Below are 14,507 nucleotides of genomic sequence, written 5' to 3'. Positions count from 1 at the left end.
CTAGGGGTTAAGCGGAGGCAAAGCATCCTTGTCGCGCGGGACCGCATCTTTCATTGAGGTTAGGCTTTGCAGGGCAGTCCTCCAGTCTTCGGATTGATCGCGACCGGAGTACCGGGCAGAACCGATACGGGTCAGGCAGTCCTCCAGCTTCTCCGCATTCTTAGAGTTGCCGCCACGCGATCTCCAAAGCTCCAACGCGGTATAAGTCGCATTTAAATCATTAGCTTGTACGGCGGTCTTCAAAGCGTCTTCAGCATATCTCCGCGACGCCAGATACCGACCACGGCGTGCCTCTCTCAAACCGCTGATGCGCGGGGAAAGAAAACGCCACAAAGCACCAATTGCGAGAACGGCGATCGCGGCGAAGGCAGCGATCTTCAGAACTTCGTCCAGACTGGGCGGCTGCCATTTCGGTGGTGCAAGCGTCAGCTCTGTCGCGGGAACTGAGGCGGTTTCGACTTGGTTGGTCTGCAGGTTGAACCAGTCGATGGAAACCTCGGGCAACTGCACGACACCTTCTTGCTGCGCGATATACACGACCTCTTCCTGACGTTGGCCGGACAACACGCCACGTTCCTCGGTTTCTGAAATCCGGGGTTCTTTGGGATAGGCGCGCAGCAGTGGGCTTTGCTGTTGCGGTGTCAGAACCGGGATCAACAGCGGCGTTGTGCCAGAGATACGCGCAGTCAATTCGCGCGTGATGGCATCACCGGCCTGCATGTCGGTTGGGCCTTCGAGTTTCTGCTCGAGTGTAAACGCGGTTGCGATGATCAACGGATCGAGGCCTTCCGCGCCAGCCGGTATTTCGGCCGTGATCTTGACCGGAGGCAGGTCGACCGTGACTTGAACCGGAGCATTCGTGTTGGGATCGGCATAGGTCACAGCAACTGACTGCGCGTCGAAGGTGATGTCGCCGGTAATCAACGGATACACACGGTAGCTGCGCTGAACGCCCGACCATGTCTCTCCGTTCATGGTCTCGCTGACCGGCCCCGAGGCCCGTTCGGGCAGGCGCACTAAGAGGTTTTGTTGCTCTAGAGAGGGCAATTCCGGCGGTTGCGGCATGAAGGTCGGCACCAGAACCTTGATCCGAACAATCGCTGGTTGGCCGACGATGACGGGCTCCTCCGGAGCCTCCACGGTGATCTGCGGGGCGGTTTCTTCGTTGCCTTGCGCGAAGACGGATACAGGGAAGAGGAGAATGAAGAGGAGCGCGTATCTCATTCCGTTTGCTCCTGATTTTCCAACAGGAAGCGGTTGCGCAGGAAATCCTGCATGTCGGTATCAATGGTGCTTATCCATTGCTTCGCATTCAACGTTTGCGGTCCGTCCTTAGGCGCTTGAACCGTGGTTTCACTGCCCCGCGCGTCGTCATTGTCGAACACTGTATCGTCCGCGCCGATGCCAGCTTCCTCGCCCGTGTCGGATTGCTCCCGGGTCGTTTCGACATAGTCCAAGATGGCCTTGGACACCTCAAGGTTATGTTGCGCCTCTGGCCAATCCGGTTTCCGTTCCAGAGCGGTTTCAAACGCTGCGATTGCCGGGCGGTATTCGCGGTTTCGGATACGGGCCATACCTTCGGCAAAAGCAGCCTCGGCCGTGTTCAAACCGGCGAATATCTCAGAGGCCTGTTCATATTGACCGTCTTTGAGATACGCATAGCCCTTGTGATATGGGTCATCAAAAAGTTGGGCCGCGTCTCCAAACCGCTTCTGGTTCATCGCAATTTGCCCCTGCTGATCCGGTGTCACGAACCAATCCCGCCAACCTTCGGCGCGTGCGCCCGAGGGCGGAAGGACGAACAACGCCAAAAGAGCCCAACGGATCACCCAACCCTTTCGGAACCACAAAAGCGACAGCAGCGCAGCGGGCCAGGCCAGCATCCAACCCTTGTCTTGCCAGTCCAGCCGATCGTCATCGTCCAGCGCTAGCGCTGCGGTATAGGCCGACTGAATTTGGCGTTGCAGCCGAGAGATATCCCGGTCGTCATCCGTGAACGCAACAGTCGAAGCGCCTTGGACATTTCCCAACTGCGCAATCCGGTCGCCGTCGGGCAGCATGGTCAGGAAGAAAAGATCATGGGTTGAGTTGCTTAGAGCAGGAACCTGAGACGGGTCGAGATCGTCCAGAGCAAATAAAACCGCACCCGGGCTCTCGCTTTCGTCCAAAATGGATTGCGCCAGCGTCAGGGCATCAGCGGCAGCATCACCTTGTTTCGGCATCACGGCCGGTGTCAGCCCCTCAAGCAGCGGGCGCAGAATGTTGGCGTCTTCGGTCAGAGGCGCGACGCGGTGTGGGGTACCGGCATATGCGATCAAGGCGGTGCGCGCTCCGGCGCGTTCGGTGATCAGGTCGGCGATTTTGAACTTGGCACGGTCAAGGCGCGAAGGTGCAAGATCGGTGGTCTCCATGCTTTCGGTAACCTTGAGAGCGATCACCAGTGGCGCGGTATCCGCGATCAGCGGATTGGGAGCGCGCGACCAAGTCGGCCCCGCCGCCGCGAGAGTGACCAGCGTAGCGATGATCATGGCGACGTCGATGGGGTGAATTCGACGGTTCTCCTCCGCGCCCAATTGCAGGGCGGCAGCAAGATGTGGTGCGATCCCGACCGCCTGGGCAGATTGACGGGTGGGCTTGGGTCTGATCCTCCACCACAGGAACGCCATGGGGATGAGGAGCAACAGGTAATACACTCGAATAAAATGGAAATCCGTAAGGTCCATTGTCAGATAACTCCCTTTTTTCGGTGGGAGAAATGGAACCCGGCTGTGCTGATCAGAATGGTCATCAGCGCCAGCAGCAAAGGAATATGGGACAAGCTTTGACGGGGTCGATAGCTTTGGGTTTCAACGGTTCGTGGGTTCAACTCATCAATGCGCGCGTAGGTCTGCGCCAAAGCTGTTGTATCGTCGGCAAAGAAATACTCTCCGCCCGTCCTGTCGGCTATGTTTTGCAGGGCCTGCAGGTCGACGCGATCTTCGCCAGAGGCGTTCGGGTCTCCGACGCCAATCGTGTAGATGACCACGTTTTTTTCGGCAGCAATGCCTGAGGCGTTTACCGGCGTCATGCGGCTTGACGTATCGGCCCCATCGCTGAGAACGATCATCAGGCGCTGGTCAACCTCGCTTGACTCGAACGTGCGTATTCCAAGGCCAATAGCATCGCCAAGCGCCGTGTTTGGACCAGCCATGCCGACTTGCGTTTGATCCAAGAACCCATTCAAACTATTGAGGTCTTCGGTGAACGGGGCTTGAATGAATGCGCGGGTTCCAAAGATGATCAGGGCCATCCGGTCGCCATCTCGTTCGGCAATAAACTGCTTTAGAACGCCTTTTACGGCATCCAGTCGTTGCATCGGCGCGCCAGAGTCAGTCTGAAAGTCGCGCTGATCCATCGAGCCTGAGATATCCAAGGCAAGAACAACATCCCGCGCGGATTTCTCGATCACAATTGGCTCGCCCAAACGCTCCGGTCTAGCGAGGGCCAGAAGTAAAAAAAACCATATAACGATGATACTGGCTGTTTGCAGTCTGGCTCGGTTGCGGATCACGGAGCCAGATTTGGGCTCAACACCAGCGGCTCGCGCGATACGGCGAAAAAAGGGAATGCGGACGGCGGCCGTCTTCTCACGCCGAGGTGGGGCAAGGAAATACACCGCTGCGGGCAATGGCAGCAAGAGAAAGACCCAGGGCGCGGCGAAGGAAAACATCATGCGCTCCGATACGGTTTGTGAGACTTGACCCAATGCCGGGCCATTTGCCTGAGGTCTTCGTTCGAAGGGTTTGTCTTGTAAGGCGCTTCGGTCAGCGCAAGGCTTAACTCTTGGTTTAACGGTTGGATATCTGATGATTCGTTCAGGAACTTAATCCACTCGTCACCATATAGACTTGCGACCTGGTCCCTTGGGTATGTGGCCAAAGCCGTCCGCCGGAGCACCTCGGCGATCTTTGCGGACGGGATATCCGGCACCGAAAGCTCGACCAGAGCAGCACGTCGATAGGCGTTTGCGCGTCTGTGTTTGCGAACGACCGAGAACGCGGCGAATAAGACGATCAGCAGCAGGATTGCCAAAGCAGCCCATCCCCATGTCTGAGGCGTCATAGAAATGGGCGAAGGCTCGGGCGCGGGTTCGAGCATGTTCAGCAAGTCGACCAGAGATTTTCCGGTAGTGTCGATGCTCATCGCCGTGCTCCGCCATGTCCGAACAAGCGCAGCAACTGGTCCAGCGCCGGTTCCGAGGTCGTCAAGGGAACCACAGGGAACCCGTATCGGCGCGACCATTTGTGGAGCTGCGAAAGACGGTCCTCCATGGAGGCGCGGATTTTCGCGGAAAGCTCTGGATCGGAGCTGTCGATTTCGATCTGCGCGTCCCCGTCCGAGACGGTCAGTTTGAGGTCAGGTGCCAAGCTGCGCGATGTCGGATCGGCGACGTTGAACACGATCAGGTCGTTCGACGCGGCAAGACGGCGGAGCAGGGCTTCCGATCGGTCATCCAGCCCGTCGCAGTCCGAGAACAGGCAGATCAACCCGCTGGTTTGGCAGACACGCGCGGCCTCGGTCAGCATATCGTTCAAAGATAGGGTCGGTTCTGGCGTCAGGCCCGCATGCAGGCCAGAGTTGGCCGCCGCTATGGAAGACAACAGTCGCGTCAGGGCGGTTGCGCGGCGTTGAGGGCGATGTTCGGCCACGCTGGTATCGCTGAAGACGAGGCCGCCTACGCGATCTCCCTGACCCAACACGCGATGCGCTGCAATCGCTGCGGCCTCGGCGGCGATGACGGATTTCATGTAGGCGACGGTTCCAAAGAACATCGAAACACGCTGATCGACCAGCAACAGGGCCGGGCGGTCGCGTTCCTCGGTATAGACCCTCACATGGGGGTCTCCGGTTCGGGCGGTAACCTTCCAGTCGATGGTCCGGATGTCGTCACCGGGAAGATAGCCGCGCAGTTCTTCAAAATTCAGGCCACGCCCGCGCAGTCGCGAGGCATGCCGGCCATTCAGGATCGACCGCGCGGGTTGACGGGGCAACAGGCTGAGCGCTCGGGCGCGGGGGCCAAGACGCACAAGCTGGTCGGCATCCACATGGATGCGCGGGTCTTTGGAATATGGCGCAGTCTGACTCATGCGGCCGGTATCCTTAAGGGTCATGGCAACGCAACCAAACGCAACAGCTCGTCGATCACGTCATCTGCTGATTTGCCGGATCCTTGCGCCTCGAAGCTGAGGGTCACGCGATGGCGCAGCACATCATGGGCAATGGCACGGATATCGGCGGGGTCGACATAGTCGCGTTCGTTCATCCACGCGTGAGTGCGTCCGCATTTGTCCAACGCAAGAGAGGCGCGCGGGCTGGCGCCGATCTCGATCCAACTGGCCAATTCGGGGCTGAGTGCCTCGGGCGTGCGGGTGGCCTGCACGATATCGGCCATATAGCGATCCATTGCATCCGAAACGTGGATCTGTCCGATCTCGGAACGGGCATCAAAGATGGCATCCTGCGGGATCGCTGGCGGACGTTCTTTGGGGGCATCTTTGCCTGCGGCGATGTCCTCGCCACGTACGAGGCGGATGACCTCAACCTCATCCTCGACCGGAGGGTAGGTGATCTGCACATGCATCAGAAACCGGTCCATCTGCGCCTCGGGCAGAGGGTAGGTGCCCTCTTGCTCGATCGGGTTTTGGGTGGCCATGACGATGAACAGCGGCTCCATCTTGTGGGTTGTGCCGGAAACTGTGACCTGGCGTTCTTCCATCGCCTCAAGCAGAGCGGCTTGCACTTTGGCGGGTGCACGGTTGATTTCGTCGGCGAGGACGATGTTGGCGAAGATCGGGCCGGGTTCGAATTTGAATTCGCTGCCTTTGTCCGTTTGCTGATAAATCTCGGTCCCGGTCACGTCCGAAGGTAGCAGGTCCGGCGTAAACTGAATACGGCTGAACTGAGCGTCCATGTTCTTGGCCATGGCCTTGACCGCGCGCGTTTTTGCCAGACCCGGTAGCCCTTCGATCAGCAGGTTGCCGTTGGCTAGAAGACCGATCAACAGGCGATCAATCACCTCGGTCTGTCCAATGATCGACTGCGCCATGCGGGATCTGAGATCCATGATCTGATTGAGTGCGCTCATAAAAATATCCCGTTCCGGCCCGAAAGGCAGGCCGTGCAGCCTAGTACCTGCAGGGACCCGGATTCGGGATTTTCAAGTAATGAGAACATGTTATCAGCGCGACACCACGCAGACCAACAGGAATTCTGACTTCCTTATATTTGATTGTTTTTGCGAGGCGGCGAAACTAGCGAGAAACCGCGCCGTTGCTGTCATCCCCAAGCCTGCCATCTAGAGACATCAGGATCGCAACAGGCCTGAGCGCGGGGATATGGCTGAAGACGATCAGGATACAGACGGTTAGGGGGACGCTCAGGAAGGCTCCGATCAGGCCCCAAACGGTGGTCCAGAACATCAGGGCAAGGATGACCAGAAAAGTCGACATGTTCAGCGATCGGCCCAGCAACGCCGGGTCGAGGAAATTGCCGATCAGGAACTGGATGGTGCCGCAGCCCAGAACCACCACCAGAAACGGAGCGATGCTTTCGAATTGTACCAGGGCGATCATCGCGGGGAAGATGACGGCAATAATCGACCCGATCGAAGGGATGAAGTTAAGCGCAAAGGTCAGCACCGCCCATGTCTCGGCATATTCAAGGCCCAGCACGCGAAAGATGCTGTAGCTTATGCCCGCCGTGATCAGGCTGATCAGGGTTTTGACCCCGACATAGCGTTGCAGACTAAATGAGATCGCATCCAGCATGGCCGCGAATTCTCGACCGGTTTGCGGGTTGCCGGCCGCCATCTGGATTTTCTTTCGAAACGCTAAACGCTCGGCCATCAGAAACGCAACATAGAGGCTGATCAGGAAGAACTGGTTCAGCAGCGAGGTCGCGCTGCCCAGAAGGATGCGGGCGACATAGGACATGTCGATGCTGACCAGATTGTCCCGGATAAAACGCGTCACGTCGCTGCCGACTAATCCGGCGACGCGATTCACGGCATTGTCGAATTGCTCCTCATAGGTGCCGACGGTGCGGGCGAACTGGGTGGCCTGACTTCCGAGGATATACATAATCATGAACAAGCCAGCCAGAACGACGGTGACACCAGCTATGTTGGCGAGCCAAACGGGGACACGCGTCAGGGCGGCGATCCGGTCGCTCAGCGCGATGATCAGCACGTTGACCAGCAGAGCCATGGTCAACGGGATCAGGAATGCGGCTCCGGCGTATAATCCCAAAACCACAAGGGTTGCGACAATGCAGGTGTCACGCACCACAGGCAGTGTGGCGCGGGGGACTTCCTTGGTGGTGTTCGGGTCCAGAGGCATGTGCAAACCAGTTTGGCAAAAGGTGCTTGGTACGATCCTGCACAGGGCAATGAGTTTATGCAATGCGCTCAATTATTTATATGATTGATTTTCCGCTTGGGTGGCTTCTACCCGTAGGGTGCGCAGGGTAGAGTTCCCTATGTCCAGTGCTGCGAATCCCATATCAAGCCGTTTGGTAAAGGCGCTTTTCCTGGCCGTTCGGCGCTTTGGCGAGAAGAACGGCTTTATCATGAGCAGCCATGTCGCCATGTCGATGATGATGGCGCTTTTTCCGTTTGTTCTGTTTACCGTGGCGCTGGCGGGCGCCTTGTCTCAGGGCTATGTGAATGACGAGTTGATCGAGCTAATTTTCGGCGCGTGGCCACAGGATGTGGCTGCTCCGATCGTCTCGGAGCTGCGCGCGGTGTTGCAGAACTCCAGCTCGGGCGTGATTACCATTGGCGGTCTGCTGGCGGTCTATTTCGCCTCGAACGGCGTGGCCGCAGTGCGGGCGGCGATGAATCAGGCCTATCATGATCAGGACAGCTGGCCGTTCTGGAAGACGCGGCTGCTGTGCATTGGGCTGGTCATTCTGGGCGGTGCTGCGATCCTGATCATCGCTGCGGTCGAGGTTGTGTTGCCTGTCTATACTCAGCTCGTTTCCGAGCATACGGATGTAGATGTCTCGAACTGGTTGTCGGTGGACCGGCTGCGCTGGACCTTCACGATTGCGGTTCCGGCGGGTACGATCCTGCTGGCGCATCTGATCCTGCCAACCGGGCGCCATCGGGTGACGCAGATCTTGCCCGGCGTCGTTCTGACCCTCGTTCTGCTGGGGGCCGGAGGGTGGGGGTTTTCCATCTATATCGGCCAGTTCGCCAGCTACAGCGCAACCTATGCCGGGTTGGCGGGGGCCATGGCGGCGCTGATTTTCCTGTATCTGTGCGCTGCGATCCTGATCCTCGGGGCCGAGTATAACGGCGCTCTGATGGATATGCAGCGCGACGAAGAAAGCGCCCCGGCATGAGGTGGGTTTTGATCTTTGTTGCATTGGCCGGGGCCGCCAACGCGCAGTCCTATGTCGGTTCGGATCAATGCACTGACTGTCACGTGGACGAGGCCGAGGCCTGGGCAAACTCTCACCACGCGCTGGCCTGGACAGAAGTCGGGGCAGGGAAGATGGTTGCCGATTTTGAGGGCACCCGCTTTGAGCATGATGGTATGTCGGTCCTGTTCGACCATAGCGGCGAGGTCCCAACCGCTCAGGTCACTGAAAAAGACGGAGTGATGACCGAATATGACGTCCACTCGGTCGTCGGTATTGAACCCTTGCAGCAATACCTGTTCGAAACGGAGCCCGGCCGACTGCAGAGCTTTGATGTGGTCTGGGACACGGAAAACGAACGCTGGTTTCACCTCTACCCGGATCAGGATCTGCCCCCGGATGACGGACTGCACTGGACCGGGCCTTACAAGAACTGGAACGCCCGGTGCGCCGAATGCCACGCAACGGGATTTGAAAAGAACTACGACGCGCAAACCCGCAGCTACCAGTCTCGCCAAGCTGAGATCGGTGTCGGGTGTGAGGCCTGCCACGGCCCCGGCTCGGCACATATGGATTGGGTCAATGGCCGTGTACTGCCAGAAGGGGTAGGTGAGGCCGGTTTCGCAATGTCATGGGGCAAAGGCCAGACCGAGGCGGAAATTCAGCAATGCGTAGGGTGCCATTCCCGTCGCGAGGCGCATGAGCAGGGCAACCCTCTGCCCGGAACGCCCTATCACGACGCCTACAATCTCGCGCTTCTGCGACCGGGGGCCTATCACCCCGACGGCCAGATTCTGGATGAGGTCTATGTTTACGGGTCCTTCCTGCAGTCCAAAATGTACGCGCAGGGCGTGGGCTGCATGAACTGCCACGAACCCCATAGCGCGAAGCTGAGGGCGGAGGGCAACGGAGTTTGTACGCAATGCCATTCACCGGCGGGTAATCCGGATTTCCCGACCCTGTCTCGCAAGGAGTATGACACCCCTGATCATCATCACCACCCCGAAGATAGCACAGGCGCGCAATGCAAGACCTGCCACATGATCGAGCGTGTTTATATGGGCGTCGACGGTCGGCGGGATCACAGTTTCCGTGTGCCGCGCCCTGATCTGGGGCTTGGGCAGGATGCCTGCACCGATTGCCACACCGACAAAGACCAGCCATGGGCCGCGGCGCAAATCGAGGGCTGGTTTCCGACTTCAACCCATCGCGGCCCGCATTTCGGTTCGGTGTTCGCTCCAGCGATGGCGGGGCAGGCGGGCAGTCCCGACGGGTTGCTGGCGATTGCCACCGATCCGTCTCAGGCTGGGATCGTGCGCGCAACAGCGGCATATCTGCTGCAACCCTTCGGCTCCCGTCAGGTGGCCGACGCAACAGCAGAATTACTGACGGATGCCGACCCGCTGGTTCGGGCCAACGCTGTGACGTTGCAGCGTCAGGCCTCTCCCCGAGATCAGGTGAAGCGGTTGGAGCCGCTGCTCTCAGACCCGCTGCGCAACGTTCGGATTTCGGCGGCGAAAGAGGTCCTGACAATCCCGCCCGAGGCGATGACCAAGGAACAGCGGGTTCTGGCAGGGCAGGCCACTGCCGAGTGGCAAGGGGCAATCACAAACCGTCTGGATTTCCCTGAAACCCACATGGTGCTAGGCGGTATGGCACTGACCTTTCGCAACGCATCCGCCGCCGAGCGTGCCTTTCGCGAGGTCGTGACCCTCGACCCTCAACGCGCCGAAGCCTGGCCGATGCTGGTGCAGCTGGCACAGATCAATCGCGGGCCGCAAGCTGCGCGTGAAATCGTACAGGAAGGCCTACAGCGCATTCCAAATGATCCGAACCTTCAAGAGCTGTCCCGGCAACTCGGGCCATAAGAACGGCCTTTACGCGCCCGTTTCGCGCCATCATCCCGGCAGATTTGACCGCTAGACCTGTGTCCGAGGGTGTCAGGCCATTAGGTCGTAAAAGGTGTCACATGTCGGAACATGTTTTGAAACAGCCTGCCTCAAGGGGCAGGCAGGTCTCAATGGATCAACGGATCGCGGAGCTTCGGGACCGCAAGCCGATTGATCTAAACCATGGTGAGGGGCTGATGCTGCAAGGTATCGCAGCCGCGTCGCTTCGCGAACAGCGGCTGGCTGGTCAGATCGCGCTCGAGGACTAGGCGCCGCCCCTGAACCCGGTCGCAACCACGAATTTCTCGGAACTGTCCGAACGCGATGCAGGCGGTTTGACGTTTGCAACTTTCTCGAACTTCTGCTTGAGCAGCTTTTGCAGATCGCCCTCGGCGCCACCGGCCAGAACCTTGGCCACAAACGTGCCGCCATCCTCCAGCACGTCAAAGGCAAAATAAGCGGCGGTTTCGCACAATGCCATGATCCGCAAGTGGTCGGTCTGCTTGTGACCCGAAGACGCGGCAGCCATGTCCGACATCACAACGTCAGCCTTGCCGCCCAGCCACTCTTTGACCTTGAGGTCCGCGTCATCTTCCATGAAATCCAGCACATGAGCCGTCGCGCCTGCAACAGGTTCGACCTCCTGCAGGTCAACACCCAGAACGGTGCCAATACGCTTGCCGCTTTTCTCGCCCAGTGCATTTACCCGCTTGACGGCGACCTGCAGCCAGCCACCGGGTGCACAACCCAGATCAACGACGCGCGCGCCGGGAACCAGAAACCGGAATTTGTCGTCCAGTTCTAGGATCTTGAACGCAGCGCGCCCACGATAGCCTTCGGCATTCGCGCGCTTGACATAGGGGTCGTTCAACTGCCGCTCGAGCCACCGGGTCGAGCTGAGCTTGCGCCCACGCGCCGTCTTCACCTTAACCTTCAGGTCGCGCTGTCCGCGGCCTGAGGTGTTTTTTCCACTCGGTGTTTTCGCCATCAGAACGGTCCGTCTTCCAATACGCCGTCCGCGCTCATCTGCGCATAAAGCAACCCTTCACGCAGCCCCCGGTCCGCCACAGACAGGCGGTCGGTGGGCCAGCAACGCAAAAGGGCCTGCAAAATGGCCGAGCCGGACATGATCAGGGCCTGCCGGTCATCCCCAATCCGAGGGTCCCGGCGTCGCCCGTGAGGGCCGAGTTCTAAATACCCGCGTATGACTTTGTCAATCTGATCGCTGGTCATGCGCAAACCGTCCACCTTGGTCCGGTCATAGCGCTTCAGGCCCAGATGCGAGGCGGCTACGGTCGTGACAGTACCGCTTGTACCGACGATCTGAAAACCCGCTCGGGTCTGTTCGTCCTTGTAAGGGGCGAAGTCGGCGAGGTTTTCCTCGAAAAACCAGCTCATGAGCGCAAACCGGGCCGAGTCATCCTCAACGTCATGAAACTGGTCGCGCAGGGTTGCGACGCCCAGCGGGACGCTGATCCAGTCCACGACCTTGGCGGCCGGGAAGGGGCTGTCGGCGGTGTGAAACCCGTTATGCAAACGCATGATCGCCGCAGGCCGATCGCGGCGTGGCACGGAAGAGATGTCGATCCACACCAACTCCGTCGAGCCGCCACCGATATCCACGACCAGCAACTGCTCGGTCTTGGTCGACACCAGAGGCGCGCAGGAGATGACGGCCAGACGGGCCTCTTCTTCGGGCTGGATGATTTCAAGGTTCAGGCCGGTTTCACGCCGTACTTGCCGGATGAAATCGCGTGAGTTCTTGGCGCGCCGACAGGCCTCGGTTGCGACCAAACGCATCCGTTTGACCTTGTTTCGCTTCAGCTTTTGCTGGCAGATTCGCAGCGCCTGAACAGTGCGCGACATGGACGCCCGGGACAGGCGTCCCGTGCGTTCCAAACCCGCGCCCAACTGCACAGATTTGGAGAAACTGTCGACCACATGGAACCCGCTCCCCTTGGGTTGGGCTATCAACATGCGGCAGCTATTTGTCCCCAGATCCAACGCCGCATAGAGTGCATCTGGATCGGGTCTTGCCGGCGCGGGGCTTTCGACCGCCTTCGGGAACGCGCCCGCACCTTTGGGACGCTTGGGCGCCATTCGTAACGCCCTCCGATTTTCGAGTTAAGTTGACCCTAGGCGGGGTCTCGCCGACGCGCAAGTGATTTCAATTTTGAATTTAACGTGAGTGTCACACAGCGTTCATACTGAAATGCAATTCCCGTGCCGATCCCCATTTCGGGATTCTCTTCAAGCTTACAGCCAGATACGGAGACTGCCATGAAAGATGAGCGCACCCTGTCCTTCGATGAATTTGATGAAGTCGTAAATCCGCGCCCCGAGGAATGTGAATTCGACCGCGTGGTCGAGCGCGCCTTGTCGCGACGTGGCTTTCTTGGGGGCGTTCTGGCCATGGGCAGCTTTACTGCAGTAGGCGGCTCGCTTCTGCCCACAGGTGCACGCGCGTCAGCTGATCGGTTCTCGTTCCAGGCGATTCCCGTCTCGACTGCCGATGAGGTGGTCGTACCCGCAGGCTACAAGGCCGAGGTTATGGTGCGCTGGGGGGACCCGCTGTGGTCCGACGCACCTGAATTCGATCCTGCGACCCGTGGCACCGCCGCCAGCCAGGAACGCGCCTTTGGCGACAACACCGACGGTCAGGACGTTTTCTTCCATGACGGTCACGTTCTGCTGGTCGTGAACAACGAGTACACCAACCGCGATATTCTGTGGGGCAACAATCCGGACGCCAAGGCGGCCTCGGACGATGATGTCGCCAAGGGCATGATGGCCCATGGTGTGACCGTGGTCGAGATTGCCAATACCGACGGCAAATGGGGCATCGTCAAGGACAGCCCGTATAACCGCCGCATCACGCCGCAGACCGACATGACCATCACCGGACCGGCCGCGGGCCATGACCTGATGAAAACCGCTGCTGACCCGACCGGCACGACCTCCAAGGGCACCTGGAACAACTGCGGCAACGGCATGACACCGTGGGGCACCTATTTGGCCTGTGAAGAAAACTTCAACGGCTACTTCTCGGCGGAAGACGAAGCCCACGAAGTCAGCGCCGAGCTTAAGCGTTATGGCGTCTCATCCAAGGATTGGGGCTATGGCTGGGCCAAGATCGATGAGCGTTTTGACGTCTCGAAGAACCCCAATGAACCGAACCGCGCCGGTTACGTGGTTGAGATCGACCCTACCGACCCGACCTCGACCCCGCGCAAACTGACCGCTCTGGGCCGTTTCAAACACGAAAATGCCGAATCTGTGGTCAATAATGACGGTCGCGTTGTTGTCTATATGGGCGATGACGAGCGCGGCGAGTTCTTGTACCGCTTCGTGTCGGACGGTGTCTATGCGGCTGGCGTCGATACCAACGCTCTGCTGGAAAACGGAACCCTGTCGGTCGCAAAATTCAACGATGACGGTACCGGTGAATGGCTGGACCTGACGCCTGAAACAACCGGTTTGGCTTCGCAGGCTGAGGTCAGCATCCACACCCGCCAGGGCGCGTCTGCTGTGGGCGCGACCACCATGGACCGCCCCGAATGGGTGGCCGCCAACCCGAACGTGGCCGAGGTTTACTGCTGTCTGACCAACAACAAAAACCGGGGCGTCAAGCCGAATGCCGGTGGGGATGACACCTCGGTCAATGGTCCGAACCCGCGCGAGGCCAACAACTATGGCCAGATCGTACGCTGGCGTCCTGAAGGTGGCGATCATACCGCGTCCGGCTTTGCCTGGGATCTGTATGTGCTGGCGGGCAACCCGAATGTCCATCAGGACACCTATGGCGGGTCGGACAACGTCAATGCCGAGAACATGTTCAACTCACCCGATGGTCTGAAATTCGACAGCAACGGCCTGCTGTGGATCCAGACCGACGGCAACTATGGCAACGAAGGTGATTTCGAAGGTCAGGGCAACAACCAGATGCTGGCAGGTGACCCGGTCACCGGCGAAATCCGTCGCTTCCTGGTCGGCCCGAATGAGTGCGAGATCACCGGCCTCAGCTGGTCGCCGGATCGCCGCACCATGTTCGTGGGCGTCCAGCACCCCGGTGAGGACGGCAACAGCCACTGGCCCGAAGGCGGCGATGCCGTGCCACGCTCGGCCATCATCGCGGTCACGCGTGACGATGGCGGTTTAGTCGGCTAAGGCCGAAAACGCCCCTAAAAACAAGCCCCGGACGGTGTTACCGCCCGGGGT

At 59.2% G+C, this 14,507-nt stretch carries 13 protein-coding genes; 4 read left to right on the top strand and 9 right to left on the bottom strand.

The genetic code is table 11. The features are described 5' to 3' along the window. From ACR0C3_RS01730 to ACR0C3_RS01700, 7 genes are all read right to left on the bottom strand, one after another. Entirely contained in the window at positions 1-1,224 is a 1,224-nt protein-coding gene (locus ACR0C3_RS01730) for a hypothetical protein (protein ID WP_480756837.1), read from the bottom strand. After that, positions 1,221-2,723: a VWA domain-containing protein gene (locus tag ACR0C3_RS01725; RefSeq protein WP_480756836.1), complete on the bottom strand. Its 1,503-nt coding sequence runs from the start codon at positions 2,721-2,723 to the stop codon at positions 1,221-1,223. Before ACR0C3_RS01725 ends, ACR0C3_RS01730 begins: the two co-directional genes overlap by 4 nt. Before the next feature lie 2 nt (positions 2,724-2,725). Further along, positions 2,726-3,712 (bottom strand): vWA domain-containing protein, encoded by a 987-nt coding sequence (locus tag ACR0C3_RS01720; RefSeq protein ID WP_480756835.1) that lies wholly within the window; start codon positions 3,710-3,712, stop codon positions 2,726-2,728. Next, positions 3,709-4,182, bottom strand: coding sequence for a DUF4381 domain-containing protein (locus ACR0C3_RS01715; protein WP_170764212.1), 474 nt, complete (start codon positions 4,180-4,182; stop codon positions 3,709-3,711). Before ACR0C3_RS01715 ends, ACR0C3_RS01720 begins: the two co-directional genes overlap by 4 nt. Next, the gene (locus ACR0C3_RS01710; protein WP_480756834.1) at positions 4,179-5,126 is read right to left on the bottom strand and encodes a DUF58 domain-containing protein; all 948 of its coding nucleotides are present in this window, start codon (positions 5,124-5,126) and stop codon (positions 4,179-4,181) included. Before ACR0C3_RS01710 ends, ACR0C3_RS01715 begins: the two co-directional genes overlap by 4 nt. Before the next feature lie 20 nt (positions 5,127-5,146). Beyond that, positions 5,147-6,124 carry an AAA family ATPase gene (locus ACR0C3_RS01705; protein WP_170641528.1) on the bottom strand — a complete coding sequence of 326 codons (978 nt, stop codon included), beginning with the start codon at positions 6,122-6,124 and terminating at the stop codon, positions 5,147-5,149. Positions 6,125-6,290: 166 nt separating this feature from the next. Beyond that, on the bottom strand, positions 6,291-7,376 hold the full coding sequence (locus ACR0C3_RS01700; protein WP_475216082.1) for an AI-2E family transporter: 1,086 nt from the start codon (positions 7,374-7,376) through the stop codon (positions 6,291-6,293). A gap of 139 nt (positions 7,377-7,515) precedes the next feature. Between ACR0C3_RS01700 and ACR0C3_RS01695 the strand changes: the two genes are divergently transcribed. The 3 genes from ACR0C3_RS01695 (at position 7,516) to ACR0C3_RS01685 (ending at position 10,558) form a co-directional block, all read left to right on the top strand. Next, positions 7,516-8,382, top strand: a complete 867-nt coding sequence (locus ACR0C3_RS01695) for a YihY/virulence factor BrkB family protein (RefSeq protein WP_480756833.1) — start codon at positions 7,516-7,518, stop codon at positions 8,380-8,382. Beyond that, positions 8,379-10,268 (top strand): cytochrome c3 family protein, encoded by a 1,890-nt coding sequence (locus ACR0C3_RS01690; RefSeq protein WP_480756832.1) that lies wholly within the window; start codon positions 8,379-8,381, stop codon positions 10,266-10,268. Before ACR0C3_RS01695 ends, ACR0C3_RS01690 begins: the two co-directional genes overlap by 4 nt. Positions 10,269-10,420: 152 nt before the next feature. Continuing rightward, positions 10,421-10,558, top strand: coding sequence for a hypothetical protein (locus ACR0C3_RS01685; RefSeq protein ID WP_170373664.1), 138 nt, complete (start codon positions 10,421-10,423; stop codon positions 10,556-10,558). On the opposite strand, the gene ACR0C3_RS01680 is transcribed toward ACR0C3_RS01685, so the two are convergent. Together ACR0C3_RS01680 and ACR0C3_RS01675 are read right to left on the bottom strand one after the other, a co-directional pair. Continuing rightward, complete coding sequence (locus tag ACR0C3_RS01680) at positions 10,555-11,277, bottom strand: RlmE family RNA methyltransferase (RefSeq protein WP_170373665.1); 723 nt, start codon at positions 11,275-11,277, stop codon at positions 10,555-10,557. The genes ACR0C3_RS01685 and ACR0C3_RS01680 overlap by 4 nt on opposite strands. Next, on the bottom strand, positions 11,277-12,389 hold the full coding sequence (locus tag ACR0C3_RS01675; protein WP_170373666.1) for a Ppx/GppA phosphatase family protein: 1,113 nt from the start codon (positions 12,387-12,389) through the stop codon (positions 11,277-11,279). Before ACR0C3_RS01675 ends, ACR0C3_RS01680 begins: the two co-directional genes overlap by 1 nt. 180 nt (positions 12,390-12,569) lie before the next feature. Here ACR0C3_RS01675 and ACR0C3_RS01670 point away from each other — a divergent pair, with 180 nt between their 5' ends. Further along, positions 12,570-14,456: a PhoX family protein gene (locus ACR0C3_RS01670; RefSeq protein WP_480756830.1), complete on the top strand. Its 1,887-nt coding sequence runs from the start codon at positions 12,570-12,572 to the stop codon at positions 14,454-14,456. The last annotated feature ends 51 nt before the right edge of the window (positions 14,457-14,507 follow it).

Source organism: Ruegeria sp. CK3 (genome assembly GCF_056536565.1).
Note: the sequence above shows the minus strand (reverse complement) of the source record. Positions and strands in the feature narration are given on the sequence as shown.

What these genes read in the sequence shown, in the direction of transcription:
- ACR0C3_RS01670 (WP_480756830.1), top strand. Translation starts at nt 12,570, where the DNA reads ATGAAAGATGAGCGCACCCTGTCCTTCGATGAATTTGATGAAGTCGTA.
- ACR0C3_RS01680 (WP_170373665.1), bottom strand. Translation starts at nt 11,277, where the DNA reads ATGGCGAAAACACCGAGTGGAAAAAACACCTCAGGCCGCGGACAGCGC.
- ACR0C3_RS01725 (WP_480756836.1), bottom strand. Translation starts at nt 2,723, where the DNA reads ATGGACCTTACGGATTTCCATTTTATTCGAGTGTATTACCTGTTGCTC.
- ACR0C3_RS01715 (WP_170764212.1), bottom strand. Translation starts at nt 4,182, where the DNA reads ATGAGCATCGACACTACCGGAAAATCTCTGGTCGACTTGCTGAACATG.
- ACR0C3_RS01685 (WP_170373664.1), top strand. Translation starts at nt 10,421, where the DNA reads ATGGATCAACGGATCGCGGAGCTTCGGGACCGCAAGCCGATTGATCTA.
- ACR0C3_RS01720 (WP_480756835.1), bottom strand. Translation starts at nt 3,712, where the DNA reads ATGATGTTTTCCTTCGCCGCGCCCTGGGTCTTTCTCTTGCTGCCATTG.
- ACR0C3_RS01710 (WP_480756834.1), bottom strand. Translation starts at nt 5,126, where the DNA reads ATGAGTCAGACTGCGCCATATTCCAAAGACCCGCGCATCCATGTGGAT.
- ACR0C3_RS01730 (WP_480756837.1), bottom strand. Translation starts at nt 1,224, where the DNA reads ATGAGATACGCGCTCCTCTTCATTCTCCTCTTCCCTGTATCCGTCTTC.
- ACR0C3_RS01690 (WP_480756832.1), top strand. Translation starts at nt 8,379, where the DNA reads ATGAGGTGGGTTTTGATCTTTGTTGCATTGGCCGGGGCCGCCAACGCG.
- ACR0C3_RS01705 (WP_170641528.1), bottom strand. Translation starts at nt 6,124, where the DNA reads ATGAGCGCACTCAATCAGATCATGGATCTCAGATCCCGCATGGCGCAG.
- ACR0C3_RS01700 (WP_475216082.1), bottom strand. Translation starts at nt 7,376, where the DNA reads ATGCCTCTGGACCCGAACACCACCAAGGAAGTCCCCCGCGCCACACTG.
- ACR0C3_RS01675 (WP_170373666.1), bottom strand. Translation starts at nt 12,389, where the DNA reads ATGGCGCCCAAGCGTCCCAAAGGTGCGGGCGCGTTCCCGAAGGCGGTC.
- ACR0C3_RS01695 (WP_480756833.1), top strand. Translation starts at nt 7,516, where the DNA reads ATGTCCAGTGCTGCGAATCCCATATCAAGCCGTTTGGTAAAGGCGCTT.